General features: G+C 55.4%; 13 protein-coding genes. 3 read left to right on the plus strand and 10 right to left on the minus strand.

Features of this window, described 5'->3' with window-relative positions:
• Positions 1 to 23 precede the first annotated feature (23 nt).
• Positions 24 to 1,337 (plus strand): MFS transporter, encoded by a 1,314-nt coding sequence (locus KVT28_RS02070; protein ID WP_210080718.1) that lies wholly within the window; start codon positions 24 to 26, stop codon positions 1,335 to 1,337.
• A gap of 5 nt (positions 1,338 to 1,342) precedes the next feature.
• Here KVT28_RS02070 and KVT28_RS02075 read toward each other — a convergent pair whose 3' ends face one another.
• The 3 genes from KVT28_RS02075 to KVT28_RS02085 all read right to left on the minus strand — a co-directional run bounded on the left by KVT28_RS02075 (position 1,343) and on the right by KVT28_RS02085 (position 3,443).
• On the minus strand, positions 1,343 to 2,002 hold the full coding sequence (locus tag KVT28_RS02075; protein ID WP_101764309.1) for an NAD(P)H-binding protein: 660 nt from the start codon (positions 2,000 to 2,002) through the stop codon (positions 1,343 to 1,345).
• A gap of 48 nt (positions 2,003 to 2,050) precedes the next feature.
• Complete coding sequence (locus KVT28_RS02080) at positions 2,051 to 2,755, minus strand: GNAT family N-acetyltransferase (RefSeq protein WP_217546533.1); 705 nt, start codon at positions 2,753 to 2,755, stop codon at positions 2,051 to 2,053.
• An 88-nt stretch (positions 2,756 to 2,843) separates the two neighbouring features.
• Positions 2,844 to 3,443, minus strand: a complete 600-nt coding sequence (locus tag KVT28_RS02085) for an FMN-dependent NADH-azoreductase (protein ID WP_137385853.1) — start codon at positions 3,441 to 3,443, stop codon at positions 2,844 to 2,846.
• Between the two features lie 230 nt (positions 3,444 to 3,673).
• Here KVT28_RS02085 and hrpA point away from each other — a divergent pair, with 230 nt between their 5' ends.
• Positions 3,674 to 7,570, plus strand: a complete 3,897-nt coding sequence (hrpA, locus tag KVT28_RS02090) for an ATP-dependent RNA helicase HrpA (protein ID WP_217546536.1) — start codon at positions 3,674 to 3,676, stop codon at positions 7,568 to 7,570.
• A gap of 156 nt (positions 7,571 to 7,726) precedes the next feature.
• Here hrpA and KVT28_RS02095 read toward each other — a convergent pair whose 3' ends face one another.
• The 5 genes from KVT28_RS02095 to rstA form a co-directional block, all read right to left on the minus strand.
• Positions 7,727 to 8,533: a serine protease gene (locus KVT28_RS02095; RefSeq protein WP_137385851.1), complete on the minus strand. Its 807-nt coding sequence runs from the start codon at positions 8,531 to 8,533 to the stop codon at positions 7,727 to 7,729.
• A gap of 278 nt (positions 8,534 to 8,811) precedes the next feature.
• The gene (gene asr, locus KVT28_RS02100; RefSeq protein ID WP_007888004.1) at positions 8,812 to 9,282 is read right to left on the minus strand and encodes an acid resistance repetitive basic protein Asr; all 471 of its coding nucleotides are present in this window, start codon (positions 9,280 to 9,282) and stop codon (positions 8,812 to 8,814) included.
• Positions 9,283 to 9,452: 170 nt separating this feature from the next.
• Entirely contained in the window at positions 9,453 to 10,940 is a 1,488-nt protein-coding gene (locus KVT28_RS02105; protein WP_217546538.1) for a carboxypeptidase M32, read from the minus strand.
• A gap of 12 nt (positions 10,941 to 10,952) precedes the next feature.
• Positions 10,953 to 12,263 (minus strand): two-component system sensor histidine kinase RstB, encoded by a 1,311-nt coding sequence (gene rstB / locus KVT28_RS02110; protein ID WP_137385849.1) that lies wholly within the window; start codon positions 12,261 to 12,263, stop codon positions 10,953 to 10,955.
• Positions 12,260 to 12,985, minus strand: coding sequence for a two-component system response regulator RstA (gene rstA, locus KVT28_RS02115; RefSeq protein WP_101764317.1), 726 nt, complete (start codon positions 12,983 to 12,985; stop codon positions 12,260 to 12,262). Before rstA ends, rstB begins: the two co-directional genes overlap by 4 nt.
• Before the next feature lie 176 nt (positions 12,986 to 13,161).
• On the opposite strand from rstA, the gene KVT28_RS02120 reads away from it, so the two are divergent.
• Positions 13,162 to 13,575, plus strand: a complete 414-nt coding sequence (locus KVT28_RS02120; RefSeq protein WP_192411786.1) for a hypothetical protein — start codon at positions 13,162 to 13,164, stop codon at positions 13,573 to 13,575.
• On the opposite strand, the gene KVT28_RS02125 is transcribed toward KVT28_RS02120, so the two are convergent.
• On the minus strand, positions 13,572 to 14,963 hold the full coding sequence (locus KVT28_RS02125) for an amino acid permease (RefSeq protein ID WP_217546540.1): 1,392 nt from the start codon (positions 14,961 to 14,963) through the stop codon (positions 13,572 to 13,574). The two genes, KVT28_RS02120 and KVT28_RS02125, sit on opposite strands and share 4 nt — an antisense overlap.
• A 224-nt stretch (positions 14,964 to 15,187) precedes the next feature.
• Positions 15,188 to 16,144 carry a DUF1471 family protein YdgH gene (gene ydgH, locus KVT28_RS02130; protein ID WP_217546543.1) on the minus strand — a complete coding sequence of 319 codons (957 nt, stop codon included), beginning with the start codon at positions 16,142 to 16,144 and terminating at the stop codon, positions 15,188 to 15,190.
• Positions 16,145 to 16,181: the final 37 nt, after the last annotated feature.

The raw sequence follows: 16,181 nt of genomic DNA on the forward strand, positions 1-16,181 counted from the left end.
GATAATCTTTTTGGGAGCTTAAAATGCCAATGCCTCAAACGACAACGGATGCACAGAAGCGCGCCTTAATCGCCGGTTCAGTGGGCAATTTCATTGAATGGTACGAGTTTGCGGTTTATGGCTTTCTCGCGACGGTGATCGCGCAGAACTTCTTTCGCCTGCAAGGCGAAGCCGAGCTGACCGGCATTATTTTGACCTACGCTTCCTTCGCCATCGCCTTTTTCTTCCGTCCGTTGGGCGCAATATTTTTTGGCCGCATGGGCGATCGTATTGGGCGCAAGCCGACGCTGATTTTTGTCTTGATCATGATGACGCTGGTAACGACCGCGATCGGCATTATTCCCACCTATGCCAGCATTGGCGTGGCGGCGCCGCTGATCATTACCGGTCTGCGTATTCTGCAGGGCTTGTTTGCTGGGGGGGAATACGGCGGTGCGGTGTCACTGATGACAGAGTTTGCCCCCAAAGGGCAGCGAGGACGTTACGGTGCCTGGCAATCATTCACCGTGGCGTTGGGCCTGCTGGCGGGCGCTGGCATTGTCGCGTTGCTGTCGGCGGTGTTGAGTGTGGATCAGATGCACAGTTGGGGCTGGCGCATTCCCTTCTTCCTCGCCTTACCGATGGGGATGGTGGCGCTGTGGCTGCGCTACAGCATGGAAGAAACGCCCAGCTTCGTGCGTCAGCAGCAAACGCAAAAAGCGCATCAGCCAGTGGCGGTCAGCGCCAGTTTTGGCGCGACGCTCAGGATTATCTTGCTGGCAATCAGCCGCGTGATGGTGTGGTCAGCGGCGGGCTATACCTATCTGGTGATCATGCCAACCTATCTGCAATCTTCGCTGCACACCGGCTTTAACCAGGCGCTATTGATTGCGGTGATCTCCAATCTTGGCTTTGCCGCCACCATCATTCCAGCGGGCATGCTTAGCGATAAAATCGGACGCCGCAGCGTGATGGTTATCGCGGCATGTTTGTTGCTGGTGCTGGCATTACCGTTATTGAAAGTGTTGCAGGCCGATTCCTCAACGCTGTTGATCAAGGCGCTGGTGGTGTTTGTGGCGGGTGGAATTGTGGGATTGCTGGCAGGACCGGGCCCGGCAATGTTAGCTGAAATGTTCCCCACGCGCGTCCGCTATACCGGGCTGGGGCTGGCCTATTCACTCTCTAACGCAGTTTTCTCGGGGTGTGCCGGACTGATTATCACCTCCCTGATTAAGCAAACGGGGAATCTGGATATCCCCGCCTGGTACATCATGGTCACGGCTGCAATCAGTATTCCGGCGCTGATGACGCTAAACAAAAAAGACCATCTGCGTTCGCTGGATGAAGCAGATGGTTGAAGACGCTAGCGTGTTGCCAGTTGCTTAACCGCTTCATGCACCGGCACTTCACCGCCGGTTAACTCAATGATCACCCGGCTGACCGCCGGTTGATCAATGATTTCAGCCAGCGTTGCCGCCACGTCATCGCGAGGAATATCGCCATACGGGATGGCCAAACCAGCACGCACCCGGCCTTGGCCTTGCTCATCCGTTAGCGTGCCGGGGCGTAAAATCACCCAATCCAGATCGCTTTGCGCCAGCTCGACATCGGCTGCTTTCTTCACGCGCATGTAATTTTCGAAGCTGGCGGAGAGGTTTTTGTTTCTGCCGGCTTCAGGGAAAGCCGACACCAGCAGAAAGCGTGAGATGCCGGCCTGCTGCGCGGCAGCAACCGCGGTAGTTAATCCTTTGCCATCAATGGCGTTCGTCATCTCTTCACCGCCTTTGCCACCGGCACCGGCGGTAAAGACCACCACATCGCTGCCCTTCATCAGCGCGGCCAGCGATGTGGCGTCCAGCGCGGTTAAGTCGCCGTTAACCGGCTCAGCACCCCGTTCACGCAAAGGCTGCTCCTGTTCCGCTTTGCGAAACAGCGGGCGCGCAACGTGCCCGTTTGCGGCCAGCAGTGATGCCAGACGACGGCCAATGTTGCCTGCGCCGCCAATGATAAATACCTTGGACATGAGTACCTCTTCAATTGCGTGGATAACAGCGAGTCAGTATAGACAACGTCAATTTGCGGAGAAAAAGCAGCGCAGCTTTTGCCTTTCGCGTCCGTGCTGATCCATATTCTCCACCGCCAGCCATTGGCTTAAGGCCTGCTGAATCGGCGGCCATTCGCCATCAATGATTGATAACCAATCGGTATCGCGATTGCGCTGTTTGCGCGTCATTGCCTGACGAAAGAGGCCTTCAAAGGTAAAGCCGATGCGTTCAGCGGCGCGTCGGGAAGCCAGATTTAGGGAGTCACAACGCCACGCCACGCGGCGATAACCGAGCGCGAAGGCCTGCTGCAACAGCAGATATAACGCTTCAGAGCCCAATACGTTGCGCTGCATCAGCGGCGACCAGGTCACATGGCCAATCTCAATCGCGCCGTTCTGCACGTCGATATTGGCGAAACAGACCGCGCCAACCGCTTGCTGATTAGCCTGATCGATCACCGCATAACTGACCAATCCACGGTCACCTATTTTGTTAGCAATCCAATCGTTCATCTCGGCTAACGATTGCGGCTGCGATGCGCCAAGCCAGGTCCAGTCGCGATCGTCGGGTGCCAGCAAAAAGGCGGCAAACAGAGCGGGCGCGTGATTGAGTTGAAGCGGTGTGAGATGGCAAAAGCGGCCAGTGAGAATAGCAGCGGGCGGGAAGATTGCGGGTTGCCAGTCGGGTAGCGCAAAACCGATAGGCTGACCATATTGATTGTGTTGTGTCACTTCATCTCCTTTCGCTGTGCTGAAAATAACAGCAAAAAAAATGCCCGCCAGTTAAGCCTGACGGGCATTGATCATGCGAAAAAAATGATTACGCAGCAACAATTTGTTTGATGGCGTCTTTTGCATCGTTAGCCGCTTTGGTCGCCACTTCTGGACCATAAGCGATGCCTTCCGCGAACACGAACTCCACGTTAGTGATACCGATGAAGCCGAGGAACAGCTTCACGTATGGGGTCAGCAGATCGCTGGCCGTATCTTTATGGATGCCGCCACGGCTGGAGAGGATCACCGCACGTTTGCCGGTCACCAGACCTTCCGGGCCTGCTTCGGTGTAACGGAAGGTCACGCCAGCGCGGGCAATCAGATCGAAGTAATTTTTCAACTGAGTTGGAATGTTGAAGTTGTACATGGGTGCGGCAATAACCACGGTGTCATGGGCTTGCAGTTCAGCAATCAGCTCATCGGAGAGAGACAGCGCTTCCTGCTGACGTGGTGACAGTGGGGCATCGGATGGGCGCAGCGCGCCAACCAGCTCACCATCCAGCACCGGAATCGGCTGCGCGGCTAAATCACGTACGGTAACCGAGTCACCTTTAGCGCGTGCTTCGTCAGCGTAGAAGTCAGCCAGTTGATTTGACTGAGAGTAACCAGCGAGGATGCTTGATTTCAGAACTAAAACTTTGCTCATGGTATTTTCCTGTGCGTTACGCGGTTGGCTTACCGCTCAATGCTTTACACTGTACGGAGTTAGCCCGTGAGGTAAAAGCGCAATATTTCGAGATCAATGTTCGAAATAATTGAATAACCTCGCACGTCCCGTTCAGGCAGGTGTTCCAAATTGTGCTATGATGCCGACCATTAATTGCTTGAATCCGCCGGGAAATCATCTGCCCGCTGCAACAACAGGTACGCATCGCTATGTCATCATCCGACTCTTCACCTTTAGCCTCCCTCTGGCCGCGGCTCGATAATCTGACGCTGCGCGACAGTCAACGTCTGCGACGTCGACTGTTGGGCGCTGCAAAGGTGAAAAATCCTGCGGCGCAGCAGGGCATTGTGGCTGAACTGGAGCCGGAATTTGTCGCGGCGGAGCAACGCCTGGCGCAGCGCACGGCGGCGACACCGCGCATCACTTTCCCGGACAACCTGCCGGTGAGTCAGAAGCAGCAGGACATTGCTGATGCGATCGGTCAGCATCAGGTAGTAATCGTCGCGGGTGAAACCGGATCGGGTAAAACCACGCAGCTGCCGAAAATCTGCCTGGCGCTGGGGCGCGGGGTTAAAGGGCTGATTGGTCATACTCAGCCGCGTCGTCTGGCGGCGCGCACCGTGGCCAACCGCATTGCCGATGAGCTGGAAACCTCGCTCGGCGGCACCATCGGTTACAAGGTGCGCTTTAACGATCAGGTGAGCGAAACCACCCAGGTTAAGCTGATGACCGACGGTATCCTGCTGGCAGAAATCCAGCAGGATCGCCTGTTGCTGCAGTACGACACCATCATTATCGATGAAGCACACGAACGCAGTCTCAACATCGATTTCCTGCTCGGCTATCTGCGCGAACTGTTGCCGCGTCGTCCCGACTTAAAAGTCATTATCACGTCAGCGACCATCGATCCGCAGCGCTTCTCACGCCATTTCCACAATGCGCCGGTGATTGAAGTGTCCGGCCGGACGTATCCGGTCGAAGTGCGTTATCGCCCAATGGTGGAAGAGGCTGACGACACCGATCGCGATCAGCTGCAGGCGATTTTTGATGCGGTCGATGAGTTGGGACAAGAGAGCCGCGGCGATATCCTGATCTTTATGAGCGGCGAGCGCGAAATCCGCGATACTGCCGATGCGCTGATGAAGCGCGATATTGCACACACCGAGATTCTGCCGCTGTATGCGCGCCTGTCGAACGCCGAGCAAAACCGCGTGTTCCAGTCGCATAGCGGACGCCGCATCGTGCTGGCGACCAACGTGGCGGAAACCTCGCTGACCGTGCCTGGCATCAAATATGTTATCGATCCTGGCACCGCACGTATCAGCCGCTACAGTTTCCGCACTAAAGTGCAGCGCTTGCCGATTGAGCCGATTTCGCAGGCTTCCGCTAATCAGCGAAAAGGGCGCTGCGGCCGCGTTTCGGAAGGTATCTGTATTCGCCTCTATTCCGAGGATGATTTCCTCAGCCGTCCGGAATTTACCGATCCTGAAATTCTGCGTACTAACCTCGCCTCGGTGATTCTGCAGATGACCGCGCTGGGACTGGGCGATATTGCTGCCTTCCCATTTGTCGAAGCACCGGACAAGCGCAATATTCAGGATGGCGTGCGCCTGCTGGAAGAGCTGGGTGCCATCACGCTGAGTGAAGACGAAACCTACAAGTTGACGCCTTCGGGCCGCCAGCTCGCGCAGTTGCCCGTCGATCCGCGTATGGCGCGCATGGTGCTGGAAGCGCAAAAATTTGGCTGCGTGCGCGAAGCGATGATCATCACCGCGGCGCTATCGATTCAGGATCCGCGCGAGCGTCCTTCGGATAAAAAGCAGGCATCTGACGAAAAACATCGTCGTTTTGAGGATAAAGAGTCTGATTTCCTCGCCTTCGTCAATCTGTGGAATTACCTGCAGGAGCAGCAAAAAGCGCTCTCCAGCAATCACTTCCGCCGCTTGTGTAAAACCGAGTTCCTTAACTATCTGCGCGTGCGTGAATGGCAGGATATCTACACGCAACTGCGTCAGGTGGTGCGGGAACAGGGGATGCCAGTCAACAGCGAACCTGCGCCGTATCGTGAAGTGCACTGCGCTTTGCTTACCGGTTTGTTGTCGCATATTGGTCAGAAAGATAACGACAAGCAGGAGTTTACCGGCGCTCGCAACGCGCGCTTCGCCATCTTCCCCGGTTCCGGGCTGTTTAAGAAGCCGCCGAAGTGGACCATGGTGGCGGAACTGGTGGAAACCAGCCGTTTATGGGGCCGCGTTGCCGCCCGTATCGATCCGGAATGGATCGAGCCGCTGGCGCAGCATCTGATTAAACGCAGTTACAGCGAACCGCACTGGGAAAAAGCACAGGGCGCGGTGATGGCGACGGAAAAAGTGACGCTTTACGGCCTGGCAATTGTGCAGGCGCGTAAGGTTAATTACAGCCGCATCGATCCGCAACTGAGCCGCGAGCTGTTTATCCGTCATGCGCTGGTGGAGGGCGATTGGCAGACGCGTCACGCGTTCTTCCGCAATAACCTGAAACTGCGCAACGAAATTGAAGATCTGGAGCACAAATCGCGTCGTCGCGACATTCTGGTCGATGATGAAACGCTGTTCGCTTTCTACGATCGCCGCATCGGCAGCGACGTGGTGTCTGCACGCCATTTCGATACCTGGTGGAAGCAGGCCAGCAAAGAGAATCCGGATCTGCTGAGCTTTGATAAGCAAATGCTGATCAAAGACGGCGCGGACAAAGTCAGCCAGCTCGATTACCCCAACTTCTGGCATCAAGGCAACCTGAAACTCAAACTGAGCTATCAGTTTGAACCGGGCGCGGATGCCGATGGCGTGACGGTGCACATTCCGCTGCCGCTGCTGAACCAAATCGAAGAGACCGGTTTCGAGTGGCAAATTCCTGGCGTGCGCCGCGAACTGGTTATCGCGCTGATCAAATCGCTGCCCAAGCCGGTGCGCCGCAATCTGGTACCCGCGCCCAACTACGCCGAAGCGTTTCTCGGTCGCGTTACGGCGATGGAACTGCCGTTGCTGGATGCGCTGGAACGCGAATTCCGCCGCATGACCGGCGTCACCATTGACCGGGAAGCCTGGCAGTGGGATCAGGTGCCCGATCACCTGAAAATGACTTTCCGGGTGGTTGACGAGCACAACCGTAAGCTGCAGGAAGGCAAAAATCTGCATCAGCTGCGGCTGCTGCTGAAAGGCAAAGTGCAGGAAACGCTGTCGAAAGTGGCGGATGATGGCCTGGAACAGAGCGGTCTGCACATCTGGAGCTTTGGCGATTTGCCGCAAAGCTACGAACAGAAGCGCGGCAGCTATCAGGTCAAAGCCTGGCCGGCGCTGGTGGATGAAAAGGACAGCGTGGCGATTCGCCTGTTCGATAGCGAAGTGGAACAGCAGAAAATGATGTGGCGCGGTCAGCGTCGCCTGCTGCTGCTCAACATTCCGTCGCCAACCAAGTATCTGCACGAGAAGCTACCGAACAAAGCCAAACTCGGTTTGTACTTCAATCCCTATGGCAAAGTGCTGGAATTGATCGATGACTGTATCGCCTGCGGCGTGGATAAGCTGATGGCGGAGGCGGGCGGCCCGGCGTGGCAACAGGAAAACTTCGAACAGCTGCGCGACAAAGTGCGTGCTGATTTAAATGAAACCGTGGTCACCATCGCTAAACAGGTCGAACAGATCCTGACCTGCGTGTTCAATATCAACAAGTTCCTTAAAGGACGCGTGGATATGTCGCTGGCGCTGGCGTTAGGCGATATCAAAGCGCAAATGAATGGCCTGGTGTATCGCGGTTTCGTCACCGGCAATGGCTGGTCGCGTCTTGGTGATACGCTGCGCTATCTGCAAGGTATTGAGCGTCGTCTCGAGAAGCTGCCGGTCGATCCTCACAGCGATCGTGCGCGTATGCTGAAAGTGCAGGCGGTGGAGCAAGCATGGCAGACGTGGCGGAATAAATTGCCGCCCCAGCGTCAGGATGATGCCGACGTGCAGGCGATTCGCTGGATGCTGGAAGAGCTGCGAATTAGCTATTTCGCCCAGCAGTTGGGCACGCCTTATCCAATTTCGGATAAGCGTATTCTGCAGGCGATGGAGCAGTTGAGTTAATTGTTAGATGGCGCGATAAATCGCGCCGCTACGAAACAGCGCGGTTTTAACATCGCAAAATTCGCGAAGAAAACGGCAAGACGGTGCAGAGGCCCCAGGGATGGGTCCACGACGACGTTACGTAGCGGCCCCGCCTTTTTGCCTGAGAGCGCAGAATTACTGGGCTAACTCTTCCAGCTTATCTTTAAAGGACGGCACCGCAATCGCGCGGTTATCGGCACGGTAACGATCGGCCGGCGCGGGTGCTGAACTCTGTACCGCAATCAACTGCCACTCATCACCGTTCTTCAACAGCAGCGGCGAACCGCTGTCGCCCGGCAAGGTATCGCACTGATGCGACAACACTGCACGCTGTGCCCAACCGGTCACTAAACAATCGCTGTGCGAATAGAGCGTATCCAGATGATCGGCCGGATATCCGGCTTGCGTCACTTTACGTTGCGTGGTTTTCAATGCGGCGGTTAAATCGCCACGCGAACCCTCAAACAATGGAATCGGCACAATACCGGAGGGCGGGTTATGCAAAATAACCAGTCCGTAATCGTAGGGTGCGGCTCCCGGCGGCACGATCCAGCCTTCGCCGTCTGCCTGCAACCGGCGCGCTAAAGAGGGTTCAACGCGCGCATCAATATCATGAATCTCGTAGCGCCAACCTTTCGCGCTGGCCATAAAACGCAGCGCCACCGGCTTATCAAACTTGCCGGGCGGAGCCAATAAACAGTGTCCGGCGGTCAACGCCAGATGGGCAGAAATCAAGGTGGCAGTGCAGAGGTTACCGCTTTCGGTCTCTAACTGACCGATGGCATCCCAAGGCGCGGCGCTCACGTCGCTAATCGCCTGGCGATGATCTTTGCCAAAGAACAACGTTTTGATGTCTTCCGGGCTTGGCCCATCTTCATCATCGGCATGTGCTGTGTGGGTAAAACTGAAAAGACCAACGAGTAACAGGATAGCCAGGCGCATAGTTCTCTCAATGGCGAGAATAAGTAGAAGTTGTTGTCATCACGCTTGAGCGATAACTATAGTCGGTGAGCGGTGAAAAAGGGAGAAATATTGGAGTAATCAGCACGCTACAACGACTAGATAAAAAAGCTGGCTGCAACTATGCCACAGAGGATCATCACAATCAGAATAATTTCGAAGCGATAGCGACGCACCATTTTTCGCTACTCCAGTAAATAAACACCCGGCATAACCGGGTGTTTTCAATCATCAATACGGTGTTGGCGCTAAAGGCGATCTTATTTAGCTGCTTTTTTCACTTTGTGATGCTTTTTAGCAGCCTGAGCTTTCTGCGCAGCTGGCTTGGTTACTTTGTGGTGCTTTTTAGCAGCCTGAGCTTTCTGTGCAGCTGGCTTGGTTGCTTTGTGGTGCTTTTTAGCAGCCTGAGCTTTCTGTGCAGCTGGCTTGGTCGCTTTTTTGTGGTGCTTTTTCGCAGCCTGGGCTTTCTGAGCCGCTGGCTTGGTTGCTTTTTTATGATGCTTTTTAGCGGCCTGAGCTTTCTGTGCAGCTGGCGCTTTCTTCTCTACTTTTTTGTGCTTCTTAGCAGCCTGCGCTTTCTGAGCAGCAGGTTTCTTATGATGTACTGCTTTGTGTTTCGCTGGCGCTGCAGTGGTTGCTGGCGTTGCTGGAGCAGCTGTGGTCTCAGCAGCGAAAGCAACAGAAGACATACCCATAGCAGCGGCGATCACCAGTGCAAATAATTTTTTCATTGCAAAATCCTCGAACTATTTTTTCATGTGTAGCCCACTGCGGGGCCGGTGAAAACACTATATGAAAAACAATTCAGGCTTTCCGTGAGGCATTGGTATCGGCGTGTAACGGATTGTACAAAGCGGCGTAAAGGAAGCGAAAAGGGCGGCCGCATCGGCCGCCGCGCAGTCTACTCAGAGAGATAACGTTGTTCAAGGTGCAGACGGAAATAGTGCGGATTCAGCGCTTCGCCGGTGGCATTGATCAGCAGCTGATGCGTAGGGAAACGGCTGCCGTGCTGCCAGATGTTCTGCTGCAACCAGTCAAACACTGGCTGCAACTCACCTTGCTGGATCAGCGTCTCAACCTGCGGAATGGCATGCTTCACCGCGTGGAACAGCTGGGCTGCATACATCGCACCCAAGGTGTAGGTTGGGAAATAGCCAAACGCACCGTCGGTCCAGTGAATATCCTGCATGCAGCCATCGCGATAATTACCGCGCGTATCAATGCCCAACGATTGCTGCATCTTCTCGTCCCACAGCGCCGGGATATCTTCAACTTCAATCTCGCCCTCAATCAGCGCGCGCTCGATCTCGTAACGTAAAATGACGTGCGCCGGATAACTCAGTTCATCAGCGTCGACACGAATAAAGCCCGGCTTGACGCGCTGCGCCTGACGGATAAAGTTATTTAACGTCAGCGCAGGCTGATCGCCCATCAGCGCCACCACCTGCGGATGGATATGTTGCAGGAAGGCTTCACTGCGCCCCAGCTGCATCTCCATAAATAGGCTTTGCGACTCATGAATCGCGGTAGAACGCGCCTGCGCCACCGGCTGACCGCGCCACTGTTTTGGCAAATTCTGCTCGTAGCGCGCATGGCCGGTTTCATGGATCACGCCCATCATGGCGCTGAGGAAGTCGTTCTCGTTGTAACGCGTTGTAATGCGCACATCTTCCGGCACGCCGCCGCAGAACGGATGCGCACTCACATCTAAACGGCCGTGATTGAAATCGAAGCCCAGCGTTTTCATCACGCTCAGGCCGAGCTGTTTCTGCGATTCGATAGCGAACGGACCCACCGACTGCGCGATCGGGGTTTGCTGCTGCTTCGCCACTGCTCTTTGTAGCAGGTCGGGCAACCAGCTTTTCAGATCGCCAAAGGTTTGATCCAGCTGCGCGCTGGTCATGCCAGGCTCAAACACATCCAGCAGCGCGTCGTAGCGCGATACGCCGAGTGCATCGGCACGCAGCTGCGCCTCTTGACGACTCAGCTTGACCACTTCTTTCAGATTGGCTGAGAAACCTTGCCAGTCGTTCGCCGGACGCTGCTGACGCCAGGCGTGTTCACAGCGCGAACCGGCCAGCGACTTGGCTTCCACCAGTGAGGCGGGCAGCAGCGTCGCTTGCTGCCAGGCGCGCTGCATCTCGCTCAGGTTAACCTGCTCGACATCATTCAATGATTCCTGCTGCGCGGCATCAAACAGCCCGCCGAGGCGTTTATCGGTCAGCACTTCGTGCATGAACACGCTCAGTTCGGCCATCGCTTCACCGCGTGCCTGGCTGCCGCCCGGCGGCATAGTGGTTTGCATATCGACACCGGCAATGGCGCCTAAATGGCCAAAGCGGGAGAGACGCTGAAAAGTGCGGCTAAGTTCTTGATAAGCTGAAGTCACGTAAAAAGCTCCTTATGACGGTAAGCGTGGCGCAATGTCCCGCAAGGGTAGATCAACCGGCCAGCAAAAGCGAACGCTGGCGCCGCCAAGCGGGCTGCTCTCAATCGAGACATTTCCCTGCATGGCCAGCGCAATGGAGTGCACGATCGCCAGACCCAAACCACAACCGCCGGTGGCGCGATCGCGGCTTGGATCGAGGCGTACAAAAGGTTCGAACACGCGGGCGCGCTCTTCCTGCGGAATGCCCGGACCGTCGTCTTCCACCTGCAAACAGCCCAACGCGCCATCAAACCATAAGCTGACGCGCAGGCGCTGTTGCGCATAGCGCAGGGCGTTATTCACCAGATTATCCAGCACACGCTCCATCAGGCGCGTATCAGCGCTGCCGACGTTCTCCAGCTGCGGGATATCCAGCGCAATCTGCGTCTGCGGATTCATGGTTTGCACGTCTTCAATATGTACACGCAGCCATTGCGCCAGATCGAAGGATTGCAGATGAAGATCAACGCGCGGACGATCGAGGCGCGCATACGTCAGCAACTCCTCAATCAAACTCTCCAGCTGGCCCACATCGCGGTTCAGCGCGGCGGATTCCGTGGCGGTGAGGTTATCGCTCATCTCCAGCCGGTAGCGCAGTCGTACCAGCGGCGTACGCAACTCGTGTGCGATGCCGTCAATCAGCTGTTTCTTACTGGCAACCAGCGTGTTGATGTTCTCCGCCATCTGATTAAACGCCACGCCAAGACTGTGCAGGCTTGAGGTGCTTTCAAAATGGGTGCGCACGTCGAGTTCGCCACGGCCAAAACGCTGCGCGGCTTTCTCTAGCCGCTGCATCTCTTGCCAGTGCGGACGCAGCCAGATAAACACCGGCAGCGCCAGCGACATCCCGATAAATGCCAGCAGCGCGATATCCAGAATGCGCATCTGATGCAGATAGAAAAGATACGGAATCGGGCCAACGGAAAGCACATAGTGGCTGCGCGGAATATGCTGTAAGAAGGTGTACTGATCGTCAATCGCCACGATTTCCCCGGCGCGCAGGCGCTTCATGTCTGCATCACCCAGCTGATATTTGCTCATCGGTTCAATATTCAGATCAAACGACAGGTCAAGATCGAGGCTGCGAATGGTTTTGCTCCAGTCGCGCGGTGGGATCTCGCGCAGTTCGCTGCGCATCAAAAAAAGCGAGCTGGCCATCAAGTCGTTCATCGACTGACGTCCGGCGCGTTCGGCGGTGAATTTGTACACCAGCCCCACCAGCAGCGTCATCACCAGAAAACAGACGAACAGCAGCAAATAGAACTGAATAAAGAGCTTTCTCATGCGGAACGGGTATCCCAGGCCTGCGGCGCGAACAGATAGCCTTTGTTACGGATGGTTTTGATGCGGAATGGCTCGGTGGCGCTGTCGTAGAGTTTTTTGCGTAAGCGAGAAATCGCCACGTCGATGCTGCGATCCATGCCATCGTAGGTCACGCCGCGCAGGGTTTTCAGCAGCGCATCGCGATTGAGGATCTGTCCGGCGTGATTCGCCAGTTCCCACAGCAGATCGAAATCGGCGGTGGATAGCACAATATTCTCCTCAAACAGCGTCACCTGGCGATTGAGCGAGTCGATGGTCAGGGAACCAAAACGCAGCACGCGTTGTGAGCTTTGTAGGGCGGGCGTCACTTCCGGCTGACCGGCATGCGCCTGACGCAGATGCAAACGCAGGCGCGCCAGCAACACCGCCGGCGGCGTGGTTTTGAGGATGTAATCGTTAGCGCCCATCTCCAGCGACAGAATGTGGTTCATGTCGCTATCGAGCGAGGTGAGCAGCACAATCGGACCTTGCCAGCTGGCACGTAGATCGCGGCACAGTGTCATGCCATCTTTGCCGGGTAACATGATATCCAGCATCACTAAATCGGGATCGTGCAGGGCGATGGTGGCTTCGGCGCGGTCACCGCGCGTTTCAACAATAACTTCAATATCGTGGCGGCCAAGATAAGCGGCGATCAGTTCGCCTACTTCTGGCTCATCTTCCACATAGACGATTTTGTTCATAATTCACTGTGACGGATGAGAATCTCAGCAGCATAGCTTTTCCTGGTCCTGAGCTCTACGCTATCGCACGAAATATCCCTGCGTGACTGGTATGTATACCGTGAAATGTGCCATCATTAGCGGCGCGTTGTCGCGCAAGGTTCGGAACCGCAACGAAAAACAGGAGGAGTGCGAGAGTGTCTGATAAAGAGCTGGCTTCAGCCGGATACAGTGATCGCATCTGCTTCAATTACAGTGATTATCTCTCCGCTTCCTGCAAAAAACGCTGGAGTTTTGTTGATGCCATTTATGGCGTGATGCCTATTTTTGGCATGGTGACGCGTAAATCGGCGCACAATCTTCAGGCCAGCGACGATCATCTGAAAGAATTAGCATTACAAATCATTTCAACGCAGGTGAGCGACGAGATTAATATCGCGCGTTTGATCACCCTGGCCGAACAACAACATATCAGCCGCTTTGATATTCAGCTGCCGTATCCGCTGTCAACCGAGCAGCTTGACGCTATTCATCAGGAATACCGTAAGCCGCTCAATCTGTCACAGCAGGATGACCTGCTGTGCGTTTCCATTCCGGTTCAGCCGCACTAATTCGTTAGCTGCCACAACGCGGGCAGTGACGCCGCAATCAACAACACAATCGCGATACGCTCCAGCTGTGACAACACCTTGTCGCCACGGACGCCGCGTCGTGCGTACAGAAACAGCAGCAATCCGGGCGCATAGAGCACAACAGAGAGCAGCAGATGCAAAGGACCCGACGCATACAGCAGCCAAATGCCATACGCGCTGGCACCGACGCCGGTAAACATCGCCCAGGGTTTGTTCTGCCCGCGTACTACCTTAATCAGATACAGACCCACCAGCAGATAGGGCACCAAAATCATTTCTGAAGCGATGGTCAGCAGCGTGTTGTAATCCGCGCCGGTTAGGGCGATCAAAATCAGGCAAACCTGTACGCTGCCGTTGGTCAGCCATAACGACGCCGAAGGGGAGTTGTGGCGGTTCTGACGCGCGATGCTGCGCGGGAAGGCACCTTGTTGTGCGGCGAGGAACGGCACTTCAGCGGCCATAATCGTCCAGCTCAGATAAGCGCCGCACACCGAAATAATCAATCCGACCGCAATCACCGCATCGCCCCAATGACCGAGCAAATGCTTCATCAAACCCGCCATAGAAGGGTTGCGCATCTGCGCCAGCTCGGCACGCGGAATCACGCCTAACGACAGCAGCGTAACCAGCAAGTAGACCAGCAGCGCGGCCAGCACCGCCATCAGCGTGGCGCGTCCGACATCCTGTTTATTACGCGCACGCGCAGAAACCACCACCGCGCCTTCCACACCAATAAATACCCACAAGGTGATCAGCATGGTTTGCTTCACCTGCTGCCACAGCGGCTGACCGAGTTCCACGCCGCTGAAATCAAAGCGGAAGCGATCGTAGTTGAATGCCAGCAGCGCCAGCACCACAAACAGCAACAGCGGCACCAGTTTTCCCAGGGTCGCCAGCACATTAATGCTGGCCGCAGTTTGCACGCCGCGCAGCACCAGACAATGCACCAGCCACAGCAGCACCGACGCGCCGAGCATCGCCTGCCACGTATTGCCATCACCAAACACCACGCGATCCGGCGTGTCTGTAAAGAAACTCAGCGCCGAGAAGACAATCACCAAATAAGAGACGTTGGCAATGACCGCACACAGCCAATATCCCCACGCCGAGCAGAAGCCCATCAGCTCGCCAAATCCGGCGCGCGCATAGGTAAAGATGCCGCCATCCAACTCCGGCTTCAGCCGCGTCAGTAACAGCATGGCGAGCGACAGGAAGATGATGCCAACACCGGTGATGAGCCAGCCGATCAGCAGCGCCGCCGGGCCGGCAACCGCTGCCATATTTTGCGGCAGGCTGAACACGCCAGCGCCCAGCATAGAGCTGAGAACCAACGCGGTGAGCGCACTAAGACCTAATTTTTTATCCAAAACGCCCATCCTAAACAGCAGAGTATGCTGGGTGGTGACGATTCCGCTGGAGTGTCGCGTGGCAATGAGCCAACTTTGAAACGGAATCCCCTAAAAACAGGCGGCAGATTTTACGGAGTGCAAACGGGGAAGGCAATGCAAGACTATGCAAATCTGCGCACAGATTATGCAGTTAGTATCAAGGAGATTTTGAAAAGGGCGACGGACGCCGCCCTTAATCGCTATTACTTGAACAGATCGGCGGTGACGGTCAGGTTGCCGCCGCTCTGGTTCTGCCATTGACGCGTGATGTGGTAGTACTTAGCGCCTTTTTCCACTGCGCGTTTGCCAACCGCTTCCGAGATTTCGGTTGGGGTACCGAAGTGATCGGAGAAGGTGATGGTGTCAAACGGCTGCATCTGCGCAGCAGTAATCGCATTCACTTCCTGCACGCTACGGCCATCGGCAGTTTTCACCGTGTAACGTTGGCCGGTTGAGCTTTGCGTTTCGAAGAAACGACCAACGTTGCGGCTTGGGGTATCCGAAGAGGCCACGCCAGGAATGGCCACTTTAGTGGCGGCGGTGCCACCTGCGGCCAATGCTGCTTTACCGGCTTCAGAATCTGCTGGGATTGAATCAGAGGTGTTCTGTACTTTACGTTCTGGCGCATCAGCCTTGTAAACATACGCGGTCACGTACTGGTTGCCGCCGTTGTTAGCATCAACCTGACGCACGATAAAGAACGATGCCGCACCTTTATTTTTGGCTGCCTTGGCAATCGCTTCATTAACATCTGGCTGGCTGGAGAAGAAGCCATTTACCGATACGGTGTCATACGGCTCAAGGCGATAGGCTTCTGCTTTCGGCAGCTCTTTCACGCCTAAGAAGGTGCGATATTTAGTGGAGTCATCCGCTTTCGGTGCGTTAGCTTTATACAAATCAGCCGTTACGCGCCAGTTACCGCCGTTGCCGTTGCTATCATTAATACCCTGAACATAGAAAGAGTCAGCGCCTTTGGCATCGGCTTGTTTGGAGATGGCATCAGTTGCATCGCCAATCGCATTGAAACGGCCGCTGATATTAATACGTTCGAATGGTTTCAACGCGGCCGCTTGCTCTGGCGTTAACTCTTTAGCAGCAAACGCATTCGCTGCCAGCAGTGATAACAAGGTTGACGCCAGAATAGTGTTCTTCAGCTTCATAAAAATGATCCTTCGCCTTACGCAAAATGAGTACGAA

It is taken from the genome of Pantoea sp. GbtcB22, from assembly GCF_019091025.1.
Taxonomy (GTDB): domain Bacteria; phylum Pseudomonadota; class Gammaproteobacteria; order Enterobacterales; family Enterobacteriaceae; genus Pantoea; species Pantoea leporis.